The sequence below is a fragment of the Alteromonas portus genome (assembly GCF_005117025.1).
GTDB classification, from domain to species: domain Bacteria; phylum Pseudomonadota; class Gammaproteobacteria; order Enterobacterales; family Alteromonadaceae; genus Alteromonas; species Alteromonas portus.
The window spans coordinates 49,262-67,731 of the sequence record NZ_SWCO01000005.1; the positions used below are offsets into that span (position 1 = coordinate 49,262).

At 44.7% G+C, this 18,470-nt stretch carries 14 protein-coding genes; 8 read left to right on the plus strand and 6 right to left on the minus strand.

The annotated features are described in order from the left end of the window. The first annotated feature begins 109 nt into the window (after positions 1–109). Positions 110–2,140, plus strand: a complete 2,031-nt coding sequence (locus tag E5672_RS08255; RefSeq protein WP_136781767.1) for a BCCT family transporter — start codon at positions 110–112, stop codon at positions 2,138–2,140. 81 nt (positions 2,141–2,221) lie between these two features. Here the strand turns inward: E5672_RS08255 and E5672_RS08260 are convergent, their stop codons facing one another. From E5672_RS08260 to E5672_RS08275, 4 genes are all read right to left on the minus strand, one after another. Next, a complete protein-coding gene (locus E5672_RS08260) occupies positions 2,222–2,986 on the minus strand; it encodes a zinc-dependent metalloprotease family protein (protein ID WP_136781768.1) in 765 nt (254 codons plus the stop codon). Positions 2,987–3,056: 70 nt separating this feature from the next. Next, positions 3,057–3,773 carry a hypothetical protein gene (locus E5672_RS08265; RefSeq protein WP_136781769.1) on the minus strand — a complete coding sequence of 239 codons (717 nt, stop codon included), beginning with the start codon at positions 3,771–3,773 and terminating at the stop codon, positions 3,057–3,059. 531 nt (positions 3,774–4,304) lie between these two features. Continuing rightward, entirely contained in the window at positions 4,305–5,183 is an 879-nt protein-coding gene (gene mmsB / locus E5672_RS08270; RefSeq protein ID WP_136781770.1) for a 3-hydroxyisobutyrate dehydrogenase, read from the minus strand. A gap of 11 nt (positions 5,184–5,194) precedes the next feature. After that, positions 5,195–6,694 (minus strand): CoA-acylating methylmalonate-semialdehyde dehydrogenase, encoded by a 1,500-nt coding sequence (locus tag E5672_RS08275; protein ID WP_136781771.1) that lies wholly within the window; start codon positions 6,692–6,694, stop codon positions 5,195–5,197. A 98-nt stretch (positions 6,695–6,792) separates the two neighbouring features. Here E5672_RS08275 and E5672_RS08280 point away from each other — a divergent pair, with 98 nt between their 5' ends. From E5672_RS08280 to E5672_RS08290, 3 genes are all read left to right on the plus strand, one after another. Further along, the gene (locus E5672_RS08280) at positions 6,793–7,680 is read left to right on the plus strand and encodes a LysR family transcriptional regulator (protein WP_136781772.1); all 888 of its coding nucleotides are present in this window, start codon (positions 6,793–6,795) and stop codon (positions 7,678–7,680) included. A 273-nt stretch (positions 7,681–7,953) separates the two neighbouring features. Beyond that, a complete protein-coding gene (locus E5672_RS08285) occupies positions 7,954–9,270 on the plus strand; it encodes a methyl-accepting chemotaxis protein (RefSeq protein WP_136781773.1) in 1,317 nt (438 codons plus the stop codon). 271 nt (positions 9,271–9,541) lie between these two features. Continuing rightward, a complete protein-coding gene (locus E5672_RS08290) occupies positions 9,542–10,813 on the plus strand; it encodes a beta-propeller fold lactonase family protein (protein ID WP_161569382.1) in 1,272 nt (423 codons plus the stop codon). Between the two features lie 32 nt (positions 10,814–10,845). Here the strand turns inward: E5672_RS08290 and E5672_RS08295 are convergent, their stop codons facing one another. Further along, entirely contained in the window at positions 10,846–11,856 is a 1,011-nt protein-coding gene (locus E5672_RS08295; RefSeq protein ID WP_136781775.1) for a LacI family DNA-binding transcriptional regulator, read from the minus strand. Between the two features lie 219 nt (positions 11,857–12,075). Here E5672_RS08295 and manD point away from each other — a divergent pair, with 219 nt between their 5' ends. Genes manD through E5672_RS08315 form a run of 4 tightly spaced genes read left to right on the plus strand, consistent with a single transcriptional unit; the run spans position 12,076 to position 17,177 of the window. Beyond that, entirely contained in the window at positions 12,076–13,293 is a 1,218-nt protein-coding gene (gene manD, locus E5672_RS08300; RefSeq protein ID WP_136781776.1) for a D-mannonate dehydratase ManD, read from the plus strand. A 29-nt stretch (positions 13,294–13,322) separates the two neighbouring features. Next, positions 13,323–14,465: a Gfo/Idh/MocA family protein gene (locus E5672_RS08305; RefSeq protein WP_136781777.1), complete on the plus strand. Its 1,143-nt coding sequence runs from the start codon at positions 13,323–13,325 to the stop codon at positions 14,463–14,465. Between the two features lie 9 nt (positions 14,466–14,474). After that, complete coding sequence (locus tag E5672_RS08310; protein WP_136781778.1) at positions 14,475–16,244, plus strand: sodium:solute symporter family transporter; 1,770 nt, start codon at positions 14,475–14,477, stop codon at positions 16,242–16,244. Between the two features lie 27 nt (positions 16,245–16,271). Further along, positions 16,272–17,177: a hypothetical protein gene (locus tag E5672_RS08315; protein WP_240692191.1), complete on the plus strand. Its 906-nt coding sequence runs from the start codon at positions 16,272–16,274 to the stop codon at positions 17,175–17,177. Here E5672_RS08315 and E5672_RS08320 read toward each other — a convergent pair. Next, complete coding sequence (locus tag E5672_RS08320; protein ID WP_136781779.1) at positions 17,143–18,171, minus strand: alpha/beta fold hydrolase; 1,029 nt, start codon at positions 18,169–18,171, stop codon at positions 17,143–17,145. The genes E5672_RS08315 and E5672_RS08320 overlap by 35 nt on opposite strands. Between the last annotated feature and the right edge of the window lie 299 nt (positions 18,172–18,470).

The window sequence follows — 18,470 nt, forward strand, 5'->3', positions numbered from 1 at the left end:
GGTCTAATCAGAAGTAACCTGAACCAAAGCAAATCCTCACGAGTAGAAAAAAGCAGCTTCTAAGTTTTCGCAGGGTTTCAACTTACCTGTTAGTGAAAAGGGATTTGCTATGAAAGGCCAAGTAAACAACTCCACCATTCTTCTTCCTGTTTTTCTTCCTGCCGTTGCCATCATTCTGCTTCTGGTTATCGGAACAATCAGTAACCCCGAACTCGCTGCCGAGGCTTTTAACAGTACACTGGCATGGATCACCGAAAGCTTTGGTTGGTTTTACATGCTGTCGGTCGCTATCTTTTTGGTATTCATTGTATCGGTAGCGTCATCTAGCTGGGGAAACATAAAATTGGGGCCCGATCATGCAGAGCCTCAATATAGCTTTCCCGAATGGTTTTCTATGCTGTTCTCAGCAGGCTACGGCGTAGCGCTGCTCTATTTTGGCGTGGCAGAGCCTGTTTTACACTACTCTTCGCCACCTGCGGGAGCAGCTGAAACGGTCGACGCCGCAAAGCAAGCAATGCAAATTGCATTTTTCCACTGGGGTTTTCACATTTGGGCGATCTACGGGCTAGTGGGTTTGGTTCTTGCCTATTTTGCTTTTCGACATGGCTTGCCGTTATCTATACGTTCTGCTTTGTATCCGCTGATTGGCGATAAGATTTATGGCCCCATTGGACACGCGGTAGATGTATTCGCCATTCTCGGTACATTATTTGGTATCGCCACTACGCTTGGGTTATCTGTTACACAAATCAATGCGGGGCTTAACTATCTTTCCGGCGATATCCCCATTGATATTATGGTGCAGATAGGCACCATTGCTATCGTAACCATTGCCGCAACAATATCGGTGATTGCGGGTATGGATAAGGGCATCAAAAGACTTTCTATTCTGAACATGCTTTTAGCTGTATCGCTAATGAGCACCGTCTTTGTGATGGGGGAAACCGTACATATTTTAGAAACTTTTCTGCAAAATACGGGAAGTTATATCAACGGCATCATTGAACGTACCTTTAATCTTCAGGCCTACAGTCGTAGCGATTGGATTGGTAACTGGACGCTGTTTATTTTTGGCTGGACCATTGCCTGGGCGCCGTTTGTGGGCATGTTTATCGCCAAAATAAGCCGAGGCAGAACCATTAGACAGTTTGTTTTTGGTGTAATGCTAGTGCCTACCATGTTCACCTTCCTTTGGTTTTCCGTATTTGGCGACACTGCGCTAAATGCCATTATGAACCAAGGTGTTACTACACTCATTAGCGATGTGCAGGAAAACGAAGCTGTTGCCTTATTTAAGCTCTATGACTTGCTACCTGGTGCCTCAATCATGTCAGGCTTGACCGTGTTATTGATCATTACGTTCTTCGTGACGTCATCAGATTCAGGGTCGCTGGTTATCGATTCTCTTGCTTCTGGTGGTAAAGAAGAAAGCCCGGTTTGGCAGCGTATATTCTGGGCGTGTTTAGAAGGAACCGTTGCTTCAGTGTTGCTGCTGGCTGGCGGGCTGAATGCCCTGCAAACGATGACCATTGCGAGCGCCTTACCATTCGCCTTCATTATGCTAGCGTCTGCAGCAGGTCTATGGCGTGCGCTTGTCATTGAAGGCTACCGAAATAACAGTTTGAAGGCGAATACGCTTAATAGAAATCACGGTCGCTCGACTAGCCTAAAAGGTCGACTCGCAGCAATGGTCGATTACCCCAGCCGAAATGAGGTGCATAAGTTTATTGATAAAACCGTTATTGCAGCAATGAAAGATGTACAGGCTGCTTTGAAAGCGCGAGAGTGGGAGGCGTTCGTCAAGCTTGATGAGGAATCGGGAAGAGCCACCTTCAGCGTTGAGCGTCACGATCACATAGACTTTATCTACGATATTCGTATGACTGAGTATTTAGTACCAGGGTTTAGCTACGCAGAGCTGCGTTCAGAAGATGACGAGTCTGAAAAATATTTTCGCGCTGAAGTGTTCCTTCGCCGCGGCGGACAAGCCTACGATATCTACGGATATGACAAAGAGAGTATTGCTAAGGACATCTTAGATCAGTTCGAAAGTTATCTGCATTTCCTCGATACCAGTCCAGGTGAACTGCCTTGGAAAATGGATGCGTATGATGACATGTTGACGCAGCCCAAGGAGTAAACTATCCGAAGAGTTTAAGGGCGAGGGTTGAAGGGAAAGCAAGGCTGCTTTCCCTTATTTATCCCCTAATAAATTACTTACTTAGAAGTAGTTAGCAATTTGGTTAATAACCGCATTTACCGCACGGTAAGCATTTGACTCGTTTTCAACGCCACAGGCTTGGCCATTACAGCCTGACCAGTAAGGGTCAGAGAAATAGTCTAGCTGTGTAGCACTACCGAATGCCTGAGGGTAGGCCATGATAGTTGAGAAGTTGTTATCAACGCCGTGACCAATACCATCACTATATACACCGCCTACTGAACCTTGGCGAACAGAGTGGCCTAAGCCCATGTTGTGACCGAGTTCATGAACAAATGTAGACAGACCGCAATCAACGGCGCTGATGCTGTACATGCGGCTTTGCGAGCTAGAGTACAATGTACCGTTGTTGCCTTGACCTACCCAGCCAATGCCGCACACGTAACCCACTAGCTGACCGCCTTCATAAATGTTTTCACGATTACCTAACAGCACAACCATGTCTGCGCCGTTTGAAGATCGTGCGTTTTGCACACCACTGCTATCCGTTAACAGGTCTAGTGCACTTTCGGTAGGTTGAAGGTCGCTAGATGTAGCAGCAGAAGACTGAGCGCCCACTAAACGCAACTGTAAATCTACCGCATTATTTTGATAAACACGGTTGGCGTGTGAGATGTATTGGTTAATTTTAGTGTCGATATTAGACACATTGTTTGCAGCAGGTTGGGTGTAAAGCACCATTACATCGATGGTGGCTGCTGTTACTGATGTTGCACAAAGCAGTGAAACTGCCATTGCCGTTAAACACTTAAATGTGTGTTTCATTTCTATTTCCTTCTTGTTGTTTTATTTGAGCTTGTTGAATTTCCGGTGAAGCTCAACAGGCACTAGGGGATTAGTTTTGGCCGAGATTGAAAACTTCTTCAGCGTTGTCGTCGCTAAGCGGGCGTTCGCTGTCGGGTTCACGTTCGATGTGGTTTTGCATCATTGAAGACTTTGGGGCTATCCACGCGTATTTATCATTGCCTTCAAGCACAAACACGTCGCGAGGCGTGGCTAAGTTTCCGTAGGTGGCATTTTCACCAAGTGTTATGACGGCGGCGTAGAGAGAGCCCGCACCTGGGATGTGGGCCTCCACGGTACGATCGCCGTTTGGATGAGTGACAACGTGGTCAACTTCACCGGTGTAACTGCCACCGAATTGTGGGATATATAAATCGAGATACTCGCCAACTTCTACCGTCATTAATTCTTCACGATCAAGCTCAATGTAAGCTTCATCGGTTACGTCCGCGGGAATATGGCCTTCTGCTTCAAGTACCTTTTTGCCATCTTCTGACGTTGTCCAGACAATGGTGTCTCTCTCTGATTTACCGTTAGTAGTAGCCTGAGCTTTTAGCTCGGCTTCATTTTTTGGTTTGAAGTTATCGACACCTGTCGATAACACTTTGCCGTTTCGTTGCTTAGTAACAGTACTTTCATTACCAACAGATTTTGTTTCATTTTGGGCTGCTGTTACCTTTTTTTTGTCCGAGGGAGAATTATCGATAAAGGCGAAAATACAACCAATAGCTACAATTGCCGTCGAAGCGGCAAAAATACCCTTTTTCATAGTGTGTTCCTTTTATTTTTACTTACTGAATTTAGGAAATTGAACGTTAGAAATTAGCGACACCCTGCTTCTCAAAGCGCGCTCTAAGTGAGCGATATAGAGAACCAATGTGTTTAGTGAAATTGCTTAGTGAATTAAGTAAGTTATTAAAACGTATAATATTTTTATGTTTAAAAAAGTATCGCTTTGCATAAGGGTGTATAAAATTTAGCCCTTTAATGCAGTGTAAATTTCTTAGGCTAAATACGGGATTGCAAGATGTAGACCGAACGCCGAATTGGCTCGTTTTATTCAAGCTGGTGAGAACGAATTAGTCACCTAAAAATGGCTTCTGGATGATGAAAAGGAAACATCAAATAACAAAGAAATAATCCCGCTTGGCAAGAAAATTCGCGAAGATATTAACGGCGCAAAGATATGTGGGATAAGTAGGTAAAAGATAAAAAAGAGCGAGTAAAATCCTTTACTCGCTTAAAAAGAAGGCCACCTCTTCTGAGGGGAAGTAGCCGTCGGAGAAATATTGGCTTTTTACTATGCTAATCGGTTGATTATCGAAGAAAAATCCATTCCTGCATTGCCTTCTTCGCAATGCATTTCAAACCACTTTGCAGCAAGCTCACCCATAGGTACTTGCGCATTTACACCCTTCGCGCCCTGCATGGCTAGCCCCAAGTCTTTGAGCATAAGCGCAGATGCGAAACCGCCAGCAAAGTCGTTATCAGCAGGGCTTTGTGGCCCCACACCTTTTACAGGACAATAGCTGGTCATTGACCACGTTTGACCTGATGCATTAGACGCAATATCAAAGAACACTTGCGCATCTAAGCCAAGTTTTTGTGCCAGCTGGAAGCTTTCACACGTCGCAATCATGGTCGCGCCAAGTAACATGTTGTTACAAATCTTCGCTGCTTGTCCCGCACCATGGCCGCCCGCATGAACAATTTTTTTGCCCATTGCGCTAAGTACGCCTTGCGCTTTGTCAAATGCATCAGCGTCGCCACCCACCATAAACGTAAGTGTGCCGCCTGCAGCCGCTGCAACACCACCAGAAACCGGCGCATCCAGCATTTTAAGGCCTTTTTCCTCTGCCAATTCTGACACAGTCTTCGCCGTTTCTACGTCAATGGTCGAGCAGTCTATAAGCAGGGTGCCTTCTCGGACAGAAGCCAGGATCTGATTTGAATAGATATCTTTTACGTGCTTGCCTGCTGGTAACATAGTAATGACGATGTCAGCTTCAGAAACAGCCTGCTCTGTACTTTTCGCAATAGTGCAGCCTGCTTCTTTGGCTTTGGCCAGCGCGGCCTCGCTTAAGTCAAAGGCCAATACGTTGTAATCGTTCTTAACCAGGTTATCTGCCATCCCTGAGCCCATATTACCTAGGCCAATAAATGCAACTGTAGTCATAATCGTCTCCTGGTTTAGCCCATGGTTGGAATAACAAAGGCGTTGTCGTTCGTATCTGAGCCATCAGGCCAGCGCTGCGTAATGGTTTTAACCTTGGTCCAGAATTTCACTCCTTCCATACCATGTTGATTGGTATCCCCAAATGCAGAGCGCTTCCAGCCCCCAAAAGTGTGGTAGGCAACTGGCACAGGAATAGGCACGTTAATCCCAACCATGCCCACGTTTACACGTTGCGCAAATTCGCGCGCCGCATGACCGTTACGGGTGTACATAGCAACACCATTACCGTATTGGTGGTCGCTTGCTAAGTTAACCGCTTCGTTGAAATCTTTCGCGCGTACCATTTGAAGCACTGGACCAAAAATCTCTTCTTGATATGAGCGCATGTCTTTGGTCACGTGGTCGAAGAACGTTGGGCCGATGAAGTAGCCTTGGCTGTCGCTGGGAATTTGGCTGGTTCTACCGTCGTAAACAAGCTCAGCACCTTCTTCTATGCAAAGGTCGATATAGCCTTCCACGCGCTCTTTGTGAGCAGCAGTAACCACAGGGCCATAATGGGCGTTAGGATCTTCACTATGGCTTACCATAATGTCTTTAATAGCCGGTATAAGCTTGGCTTTTAGTTTCTCAGCGGTTTCATCGCCAACAGGCACGACAACAGGTAGCGCCATACAGCGTTCACCGGCACTACCGTATGCAGCACCCACTAAGTCGGTTACCACCTGATCTAGATCTGCATCAGGCATTACTATGCCGTGGTTTTTCGCGCCGCCCATAGCTTGAACGCGCTTTCCAGCACGAGCACCACGCTCGTACACGTAGTTAGCAATATCAGAAGAGCCTACAAAGCTCACCGCCTTAATAGTTTGATGATCTAAAATACCATCAACCACTTCTTTGTTGCCGTGTACAACGTTAAGGACGCCAGCAGGAAGGCCAGCTTCAATCATAAGCTTTGCCAGTTCAACAGGTACTGACGGATCGCGCTCTGATGGCTTTAAAATAAACGCGTTACCGCACGCAATTGCAACGCCGAACATCCACATTGGGATCATGGCGGGAAAGTTAAATGGCGTAATACCCGCCACCACACCCAGCGCTTGGCGCATGGAATACACATCAATCCCCGGACCAGCGCCTTCTGTATATTCACCTTTTTGCGCATGAGGAATACCGCAGGCAAACTCAATCACTTCAAGGCCGCGCTGAATATCACCCTGGGCATCAACCAATACTTTACCGTGTTCGCTTGATAATAGTGCCGCTAAGCGATCGCGGTTTGCTTCAACTAGCTCTTTAAACTTGAACATTACACGAGCTCGTCGTTGAGGATTTGTTGCTGCCCACTCAACCTGTGCAGCTTGGGCTGTTTCAATTGCGTAGGCCAAAGTTGAAGCGTTAGCTAAGCTAACTTCAGCCTGAACATCACCTGTGTTAGGCGCAAATACAGACGCGGTATTTTCGCTGCTATCTTCAAAATCTTTACCTGCAATAAAGTGAACAATCTTTCTCATGACATAGCTCCAATAATTTTTAACAATATTGAAACCTTGTGTTTGCAAAGACAATACATATACTTGCAGTATAATGCTGTAAAAATGCAGGTGTTTAAATGAATTGGGACGACATGCGTTTGTTCCTTGGCTTGGCAAGAAATGGTCATGTAGCCATTGCAGCTAAAGGCTTAAAGGTGGACCCTACAACGTTAATTCGTCGTGTAAAAAAGCTGGAGGATTCACTAAATTGCAAGCTGTTTGAGCTAACTAAAAAGGGCTATGTACTTACCACCCATGGTAGTGAGCTAGTTACTTATATTGAGAAAGCTGAGCACTATTTTTTAGAGGCCCAAAACGAACTGGGTGATGAACGTTCTCACTTGGCAGGTACGATCAGAGTGAGCGTTTCTGAAGGTTTTGGTAGCTGGTTTTTGGCGCCATTGCTACCCGACTTCAAGAAGCAATATCCGGGGATCAGTATCGAGCTTGTAGCTACCAGTGGTTTTTTAAACCTAAATAAACGAGAAGCCGATATGGCTATCTTATTAGAAAAGCCCAGTAAAGGCTTACTGGTAACACAGAAACTAACTGACTATAACCTTTATCTTTATACACATCAGTCCCTTATCAACGATTATAAGCCACGAACATTAAAAGACCTTACCACGTTCAATTTAGTAAGTTATGTTCCCGATTTAGTGTATGCGCCTCAATTGAAGTTCATTGAAGAAACAGCACTTTCGCAGTTGAGTGCACTTCGCAGCACCAGCATTAATGCGCAATATCAAATGCTTGTAAATGGCGCGGGGGTCGGCATTTTGCCTAAATTCATGGCTGAAAAACAACCTGGTTTAGTTCGACTCATTGAAAACGAGATCCACATTAAGCGTACGTTTTGGTTGGCTACGCACAAAGAAACCCATTCTCAAGCCCGTTTCCAAGCGTTTACACATTGGCTAATTGAAAACGTAGCGCGTAATCAGGCAAGCTTTATTGATAAGTGATGATAGCGGCATTAACCGGGACCGCGCTTTTTAAGAGTAATAATCTGTAAGATTTTCTGCGCATTCAAAATAGTACAGACCTAAGTTTAATTTATTAAAAAAGTGTTTACTCTTAACATACTTGGCAACGAAATGGCGAAAGCCAACATGGGACACAAAGCCTAGACTTACTCTCAAGTAAGTTATAAAACTGAATTGTAAATTTATTAAGTGAAACTCCAAGTTAGCCGATAAGCATCTTATTACCGAAAATTTTTTGTCAGGGAAGCGTTCATGTTTAACAAACACCTAGTTAAAGAAAACGAAGCACTTAAAGAGGAACTTCATATACTCAAGCAAGTGCGAGATGGCTTGCGAGAAGACATGATTTTTCTTCGTCTTAATGAGCGCGGAGAAATTGACGATGTCAACCAGATGTTTGAAAAAGAGCTAGGTTACTCTCTCTCTCAGGTTAAAGGTCATCGCTTTTTTGATTTCGTGCCTGAAATCGCAAGAAATACTCCCCATTTTAAAAAGCTTAAGGATGCTATTGAGCAACGCGTTCACTACTGGGGGGCTATAGAGTTCGCCCGTGAAAATGGAGATGAAGCTTGGCTAAGGGGAGTGGTTGAGCCAATTTTTGACATTAAAGGTAAGATTCATAAGTTCTCGGTAAACCTTAATGACCTTACGCGCACCATTGCGAAGTCGAAAGAACATGAAGACCTTGTTGCTGCTTTGCACAAATCTAATGCGGCGATCGAGTTTGATCTTAACGGCGTAATTCAAGATGCTAACGAAGCCTTTCTTAGAACCGTTAAATATAGCCTGAACGACATAAAGGGCCAGCACCACAGAATTTTTTGTGATACCGAATACGCTAATTCTATTGAGTACAAAAACTTTTGGGATCGCCTAGCCCGCGGTGAGTTTGTTGCCGGACGTTTTGAACGTTTCGATGCCCATGGCAATAGCTTTTGGTTAGAGGCTACGTACAACCCTATTTGTGACTCTCACGGGCGCATGTACAAAGTGGTTAAACTGGCTACAGATATTACCGAACAAGTTTCGCGAGAAAACGCTGTTTCTAGCGCTGCTGACATCGCTTACCGCTCTTCAAACAATACGGATCAAATTGCGTCACGAGGCAAAGAAGTGATTAGTGAGTTGCTCTCAGAAATGTCTTCGCTTTCGCAGCAAATGGACAGGGCCAAAGAGGGGATTAACGCCTTAGATGCTCAGTCTCAACAAATTGCCACAATCATTGGAAGCATTAGTGCTATAGCGGAACAGACCAACTTACTCGCGCTAAATGCTGCCATTGAGGCGGCACGAGCAGGGGATCAGGGCCGAGGCTTCGCGGTTGTTGCGGACGAAGTGCGCCAGTTAGCGTCGCGCACAACAGAAGCCACGGAAGAAATCATCAACGTGGTTAAGCATAACCAGACATTGGCCACCGATGCGGTGAACTTGGTTAACGAAGGTGATGAAAAAGCGCAATCTGGTTTGAATTATGCCAAAGAAGCGGGTGAAGTCATTGAACAAATTCAAGGTGGTGCGAAAGAAGTGGTAGATGCGGTAGGGCAGTTTACTAGTCGCCTAGGAAGTTAGTCGCCGTTACTAGAGCTAGTGGCCTAGAAATACATCCCTACCGACAAATATAGAAGCGCCGATATTCCCACGAAGAAAAATACTTTTGAAAATTGAATTCATCCTATTTAGGTAGGATGAATTTGCTTTACCTAGCCAGTCGGTGAAAATGCTTTTCAGTTTAGCTTAAAACTCATACAGGTTGGCGCTTTTTATTGCAATTACATCGGCTGCCTAGCAGCATGCTATTTATGTTTACCGTTTACCGATTTTGCTTTAAATGGAAAGCCCCATGACTAGAATACATGCTAATGCTTTTTGCGCTACTGCACTAACTGCTGCATCTTTTTTTAGCAGTTTAACTTTCGCTAATACCCCACAAGCCATGTCTCCATCAGTGGGTGTCGAAACAGTAAAGAGCACTACATCATCAGAAAATACAACCCCGCTTATCCCTATGGCCACTTACCCGATAGATAACAAGCCCCTGCCTCGGTTTAGCGTTGATGCAAGCTGGCCATCGTTGCCAGAAACCTGGATGCTGGGGCAGGTGTCGGGTCTTTCTATCGATAAATATGATCATGTTTGGATATTGCAGCGTCCCAACTCTCTTGGCAAAACTGATATAGGCCTTGCTGCAACACCCTCCACCGCGGTGTGTTGTGAACCTGCGCCCCATGTTATTCGTTTTACGCCCGATGGCGAGGTAGCTAAAGCATGGGGCGGCGAAAGCAACGCGCCTACAATAGACGGTGTAAATCAATGGCCGGTAAACGTACACGGTCTATTTGTTGATGAAAATGACACGGTTTGGTTAGCTGGGAATGGCAAAGACGACCATGTGTCTGTGGGTTTTACTTTTGATGGCGAGTTTGTAAAAGGTATAGGTAGGCGTGGGCAAACTAACGGCAACATGGACCTTGTCACATTGGGCAATCCCGCAGATATGTTTATGGACAGTGAGCACAACGAATTAGTGATTGCCGATGGCTATATTAATGCGCGCATTGCAAGTTTTGATGTTGAGAAAGAGAGGGCGACTCATGTGCTTGGTGCTTATGGAGAAAAGCCATTAGGGCCCACTCGCGAAGGAGACTTTGATCAGTCCCAAGCCACCCAGCCGCAAAAGCAGGGGATAGACCCGGAAAACCCATTATTTGGGAATATCGTGCATTGTATAAATCAAGACAGCGACGGATTTATCTATGTATGTGACCGTCGAAACAACCGCCTTCAAATATTTAAACGGGAAAAAAGCGGTGATATCCGCTTTGTTAAAAACTTTGCCGTACGACCAGAAACTGGGGGGCTAGGTACAGCAACTGATGTAGCATTTTCACCCGATGGAAAATACTTGTACGTTGCCGACATGATGAACGGGCGTATTTGGATTTACGATAGAAAATCCCATGAAAAGCTAGGCTCGATAGGTAAAAACGGTCGCTACCCAGGTCAGTTTATTTGGCTACACAGTATTGATACCGATAGCGAAGGAAACCTTTACACCACCGAAGTTAATACCGGTAGACGAGTTCAAAAGCTGGTATTTCAGGGCGTTAAATAACGCCCTGTAATGTATTGATAGTTAGATACATTTTATTTAGGTGGGGCGCACGATGCCCGTTTGGTTAGCGTGCAGTTCACTCGTACTCTTTTACTTTCCGTTTCCAGTGATTTAAGGCTGTTCAGCAATAGCTTAGCGGCTTCTTGTCCTACTTGGTAAGGCTCTTGTTTCACTACCGATACGGGCACACTAAAAAACTTTGCCATGGGTATTTCATCGAAGCCGATAAGTGATACATCTTCCGGTATAGATACACTGTGTTGGTTAAATTCTGTCAAAAGCTCAGTGGTGATTGCTAAGTGCTGAGAGAAAAAAGCAGTAGGGGCATTTTCTTTTTCTAATAGTGAAACCGGAGACGTTTCAAAGCCTCTATTCCTGTCCCAATACAAAATTAAGCCGTTATTAAATTCGATATTATTTGCTTCCAATGCGGCTTTATAGCCATCGAAACGGGCCTTCCTGGATAAAACGTTGGTATAAGTTTGCGTAACAAAACTTACCTGTTTGTGTCCAAGAGATAAAAGGTATTGTGTTGCGTCATAGGCCGCTCGCCAGTAATCAGAAGTAACTAAGCGCTTTTCGCTTCCGTCGTGCTCTAGCTGAAAGTGAACAATGGGAAGCCCTTTTTTATCGTAGTTCTTTATCAGTGATTCATTTTTGCCTGAGGACGCAATGATAATTCCATCTACACGTATATCATTGAGGCTTTCTAGCGCTCGCTTTTCTTCTTCTGGATCAAAATCAGTGTTATAGACAATGGCGTTATATCCGAACTTTTTGCAGTAATCGTCAATACCTCTTATCGTTTTACTGGTATCAAAACCCGTAATATCGCGCACCACTACACCAACCATTTTAGTTTGTTTGCCTTTCAAATTCCGCGCTGTGGGGTTTGGTGTGTAGTTAAGTTCTTCAACGGCCGCCTTTATGCGCTGCTGAGTCTCTTTCGACATGTAGTCGAATCTTCCATTTAAATATTGAGACACAGTGCTGTTTGAGACTTTTGCTCGTTGAGCAACGTCTTTAAGTCTTGCTTTGTGCATGAAAAAATCAAAAACCAAATGTTAATGCGATGTTGACATAGTGCCTGCATATGCTAATTTCGTCCACTAAAACGTTTTACTAAAACGTTTTATCTCTGTTTTGTGAGAGTGATTATTTTTTCTCACGTCGTGAGGTTGAAGCTATCGGTAGGCCCGAAAACTCGTTATTCGGTTAAGAAACGCATTAGTTCGTAAGCATTAGTTAATTAGGAGAGCAGGGTGAATATAAAACAGGTAAAGGTGTTCGTGAGTAGCCCTGGGCGTAATTTCGTCACAGTAAAAATCATAACCGAGAGCGGTATTTATGGCGTAGGTGACGCTACATTGAACGGCAGGGAAATGGCTGTCGCCGCTATGCTAGAAGAGCATATCGCGCCCTGTCTTATAGGGCGCAATGCCCACGATATTGAAGATATTTGGCAGTATCTTTATAAGGGGGTGTATTGGCGTAGAGGCCCCGTTAATATGGCGGCGATTGCGGCTATCGATATGGCGCTGTGGGATATTAAAGGCAAGGTTGCCAATTTGCCTGTTTATCAGTTACTAGGCGGGAAAAGTCGCAAAGGCGTGAACTTATATGCCCATGCGAGTGGTGAAGATGTAGATAGCACGCTTGAAAAAGCCCAAGAACTCGTAAAAAAAGGCTTCAAGGCAATTAGACTGCAATCTGCTATTCCTGGCTTAAGCGTTACTTATGGAGTATTAGGCGATAAGAAAGACTACTTTGAACTTCAGGGGAGTAGACCTCTTCCACCTGAAGAAACCTGGTCCACCGCGAAATACTTCGATATGGTCGAAAACCTTTTTGCGAAGGGGCGAGAGTTGCTCGGTAATGACATCCACTTGCTACATGACGTGCATAGCCGCTTAACGCCTATCGAGTCGGCACGACTTGGGAAACTATTGGAACCTTATAACCTTCTTTTCTTAGAAGATGCATCCATCGCAGAAAATCAGAATAGCTATGACGTTATTCGACAGCACACCACCACTCCACTAGCCATAGGCGAGACCTACAATACGCTGTGGGATTGCAAAAACCTTATTGAAGAACAGCGTGTTGACTATATCCGCGCCGCCGCCACCCATGCTGGGGGCATTACTGGTATGCGTCGTATTGGGGATTTTGCCAATGTCCACAATGTTAAGACGGCGCCTCATGGTGCGCCCGATTTATCTCCAATCTGTTTTGCAGCCCATATGCACCTAAATTTACATGCCCCAAACTTCGGTATTCAGGAGTTTGTCGGGTTTGACAATGCTGGGCTTAACACGCTTTTTTCTCATGATTTTACTGTTGAGAATGGCATGGCGTTTATTCCCGACAAGCCGGGGCTAGGCGTAGATTTTAACGAAGAAGCTGCATCCAAATATCCATATAAACGCTCCTACTTGCCGGTTAGCAGACTAGAAGATGGCACAGTGTGGAACTGGTAACTATAGACATTGAGCGAGAGGAACGAACGATGAATAAGCCATTAACAGTATTAATTCAAGGTACAGGGTTTGCCGGTCAAGGTCACGCTGAAGCTTTTAGGTATGCGGGGGCAGAAGTTGTGGGCATAGTTGGAAGGACGGAATCTGTGGTAAAAGAAGTTGCTGAAAATTTGTCTATTCCTTACGCCAGCACCGATTGGGACCATGCGCTAGAAACGTGCAAGCCAGACATAGTGTCAATAGCAACGCCTGGCGGCGCGCACGAAAGTGCAATTATCAGCGCTATCGAAAAGGGGTGTCACGTGTTCAGTGACAAACCGCTTTCCACAACGGGGGAGTCGGCTTCACGCCTCTATCAATTGGCAGAACAAAGAGGGGTTAAAACGGCTTTTGCCGCCAGCTTCAGATACATGCCGGATGTCCTTTTTGCTAAACGCTTAGTGGCTGAAGGTAAAATCGGCGAACCTTTAGAAGCCGAATGTATTTCTCATTTCAATTTAGAGCGTAATATTCCCTTTGGCTGGTCTCACCGCAAGGAAGATGGGGGCGGTCGCCTGAATAACAATTTTACCCATAAGTTATCGATTGTTACCTCTATTTTAGGCGAAGAAATCTTATCTATTATGGGCGAAGTGCGAGACGATCTGGGTAAAGCGCCTATCGTTAAAGGGGTTCACAACTTCAAAAAACGAAGAGATTTTATCCCCGAAGATATTAACGACCCTTCACTTGAATGGGGCGAATCTAATGTTGAATGGAGCTATACCGTACTGGCCCAGATAAAAAGTGAAAGCGCAACAAAGCCTGTCTCTGTGCTTTTTAAACACGGAGGGCTACACCCCAGATTTAATGAAGATCACGTGGTGATCTATGGCAGTAAAGGCGCTATTTACATTAGGGGGCACTACGCCAGCGGACCGCTATACCTTTACGACCAAACGACTCAGCAATGGAACGAACAGCCACTGCCTAACGACATTGCTGAAAATAATCCCGAAGGTGAAGGGGATACCGAGCGTAATTGGCGATACCTTATCCGCGAGCTTGTTGCCGACATTGAAGGCACACGAAACGTTACTTATCAGACCTTTAAAGAGGGTGCTCAATACCAGCGGCTCATTGATTTGATTAGACAGAACGACAACTGGGTTGACGTGAAACACTTGGCCTAGGAGGCTGACATGGTCTATGAGTACATTGTCATTGCTGGTTATTTTGCACTGATTCTGGGTATTGGCTTTGCGTTTAAATCGTTAGCGAAAAACTCAACCAGTGACTATTTTCGCGGTGGTGGCCGCATGCTTTGGTGGATGGTTGGCTCAACCGCATTTATGGCGCAATTCTCTGCCTGGACATTTACCGGGGCTGCAGGAAAAGCTTTTTCAGATGGATTTTCTATAAGTCTGGTGTTTTTTGCCAATACCTTTGCCTATTTTTGCGGGTGGCTATATTTCTCTGCGCGGTTCAGACAAATGCGTGTAGACACACCTACAGAAGGGATAAAGCGTCGCTTTGGTACGCAAAACGAACTGTTTTTCTCGTGGGCACTTATTGTCTTTAGCATGATCAATGCGGGAGTATGGCTAAATGCACTGGGGGTATTTTCCAGCGCAGTCTTCAATGCTGATATTAGCCTTACCATTATTGCTACAGGTCTCACTGTTCTTTTTGTGTCTGTACTTTCTGGCGCGTGGGGCGTGGTTGCCTCTGATTTTGTACAAACGTTGATTGTGGCGGTTATTTCGGTGGCAAGTGCCATTGTTGCCCTAGTAAAAGTGGGCGGTCCAATTGCCCTTGTTAATGACTTCCCGGTGGATTTTGTCATGGGCCCAGACATGAATTACGGCGTAATTCTTATAGGCTCTTTCGTCTTCTTTCTAGCCAAACAACTTATCACTATTATGAACCTTAACGACTCTTTTCGCTTTCTGAATGCGAAAGATACGGTTAACGCGCGTAAAGCTGCGCTTCTCGCAATGGTACTTATGGGGATAGGTAGTATTGTTTGGTTTATACCACCTTGGGCAGCCGCCATTTTATACCCTGATGCAGCAACCTCTTATGCAGAGTTAGGCAACAAAGCTGCCGATGCTGTGTATCTTGTATTTACCCGTAATGCTATGCCCATTGGAACGGTAGGTTTGTTACTTGCTGGGCTTTTTGCCGCTTCTATGTCATCAATGGATTCCGCGCTAAATAAAAATGCGGGTATTTTTGTTCGAAGTGTCTACCAGCCTTTATTGAAAAAGCGCAATTCCTCGGTAAGTGACCAGCACTTATTGAAAGTCAGCCGCACGGTCAGTTTTATAAGCGGTATATTGGTTATTTTAGTTGCGCTTTTCTTTAAGTCCTTAAAAGAACTGAGCTTGTTTGAGTTAATGATGAACGTTTCTACTATGGTACAAGTACCACTGCTCATACCGCTCATTCTCGGGCTTTTTATTAGAAAAACACCACAATGGGCACCGTGGGCGACAGTGGGGTTAGGACTGTGCGTATCGTGGTTTATGACTCACGTTTTTACAGCAGATGTCTTGGCGCAAATAATAGGGCTTAAGACCGCTTTTACGCGAAGAGAGTCAATCGATGTTGGCCTTATGATGATGATTGCCGCGCACCTGATAATCACTGCTGGTTTCTTTTGCGTAACGTCGCTTTTCTACAAGGCAGAATATGATACTAACCGTGAAGAAACTAATCATTTCTTTGAAGACTTGGAAACCCCGGTTATCTCTGATGTTGAACAAGATGAGTATGACAGCAAGCAGCGTCATAAGTTAGGCGTCATGGTGATGTTGATGAGTATTGGGATGCTTGCAATGATGATGATCCCAAACCCACTATGGGGAAGGCTCATGTTTTTGCTGTGTGCGGGCATTATGCTACTAATCGGATATTTGTTGAAAGCAAGTGCAACGTCCCGTATGGCGACGATCCCTTTAGAGCAATGAAAGGGACAGGAATGATAAGGAAGAGCTATGTTTAAATACTTAAATAGGGCGCTGAATAAAAAGGGTGACGGGCTACCGTTGGCATCGGGCTGCAGCAGGGTAAGGTTTTTAGCCGCATTTATTGCTATTTCAATAAGTGGGCTTAACGCTTGTGCAGTGCTGCCATCTTCATCTTCTGTAATGTTAACAGAAGGGTTTGATCAATCTGCAGGTGATAATGTTCCTGCCTATATCATTACCACTACGCATGCTACCTACTACCTAGAAAGGGAAGGAGGAGGGCTATCCAGTATGCTAGACAAAGATGGCATTGACTGGATTGGTTTCAACAACATTAAAGGTTCTGGCTGGAAAGGAGAATACCGTGGGTTTCCGAATGCCGTTCACAAACAAGATGGTAGTTATTTCCACGCGATGAACGCGTCTACAGCGCCTTCAAAGGGGGAAGTTACCGTAAATAAGCCTGAGCACGTACAAATTCACTTTATTTCTTCAAACGGAAAGTGGAAAGCCCAGTGGGACTTTTATCCCGACCGTTGTGACTTCACTATGCTAAACGTGAGCGACGGCTATCATTACTGGGTTCAATATGAGGGAGTGCCCGGCGGAGAAATGGATAGTAGTGACTTTTGGTACAGCAGTAAAAGCAATACTCGCCAGTCTATAAAAACACCTTTCGACGGCGATTTACCCTCGCCTGAGTGGATTGCATTCGGTGATGAAAAGCTCGAACGGGTGATTTATCTATACAGTCACAAAGACGATGATTCGCCCGACACCTATGTAAGTCGCCCCTATATGACCGTTTTTGGGTTTGGGCGCAAAGGCAAAGAGAAATACCTTAATGCGCCCCAGAAATTTACTATCGGTTTTCTAGAAAGTAATGACTACGCGGAAATTAGTCATGCAATGCGTTTAAAAATGGCACCTTAAAGCGCTCAAAAGCTTCAATGTGAGGCAAGTGGCCTAACCCTTCCAATTCAACAACATGGATGTTTGAATTGCGTGATTTTACTTCTTTGCCTAATTTGTCGTACCGACCTAATTCTCTACTTACCTTGTCATGTTTGTTTGCACGTCCGGGCGCTGTGCGATCACGGGTACCTAATATTAGTGTGGTTGGCAGGGCTAAATCATCAAACTCTTCAATAACCGGCTGCGTAAATATCATATCGTAGGTCAGGGCATTAACCCGTGCTAGTGTTTCCCAATCTGGGCCGTTTATCCACCCTTGTAAAAACTCGGCATGCTCGGCATATGTGTTGTTCCACGCACCATCGTAATAGTTTTTTGTTTGATAATTAACGATCATATCTGGCGTTTTCTTAAGCTCACTTTGGTATACCTTTTCAATGTCGGTGTAACTTTCATATAGCAAGTAGTTTTCTAAACCTATGGGGTTTATCAAAATAAGGCTTTCGCTTGTGTCGGGGGAAAGCAATGCAAATCGCGTAGCTAACATGCCGCCCATGGAGTGCCCTACAATAATACTTTTCTCGATGTTTAAAGACTGCATCAATTGTCGCGTATTGTTCGCAAGCGTGGCAAAACTGTATTGATATTGGGTAGGTTTAGACGATTTTCCAAAGCCTATTTGGTCGGGAATAAGAACGCCGTAACCCTGATTTTGCAGAAGACGCGCCGTACTTTCCCAGTAAGCTCCGTTAAAATTTTTCCCATGAAAAAGCGTTACCACAGGCTTTTCCTCTTTGGGAGGCAAAAACATATAGGCCATTTCTAGGTCGTTTCCCTGTGATGAGAAACTAAACATTTTTACTTCGAACGGATACTCCACCGTGCTCAAACGCTTATCAAATTCGAGGCGAGTTAGCGAATTGGCGTCGGTTCCCTGTGCAAGAGAGACCTGTGAAACGAATAACAATGTCAGCATGCCATGAATTAGCAATACCTTTGCATTTTTAAGCATAAATCACCTTATGAATAGGGCAACGTAAGTGTTAGTCGAGTATGGCACACCTGCCTTTATCTCCCTATTCGACACTGCATAGATACGACAACAGTACAAATTTCATCGATGTTTCTCACTTTTACGGCACAAGTTGCAATTGCCCTTGCTTTGGTTATTTGTAAATCAAGTTGCTTTCTAACCAGTTTTTATTATCAATTTTATCCTTTTTGATAGTTGTCATTGCTAAGTAAATGTAAATTGTTATTTCATCTTATTTTTAATTTATTAAATTTACATTTAAGTTAAAAATAAAAAAG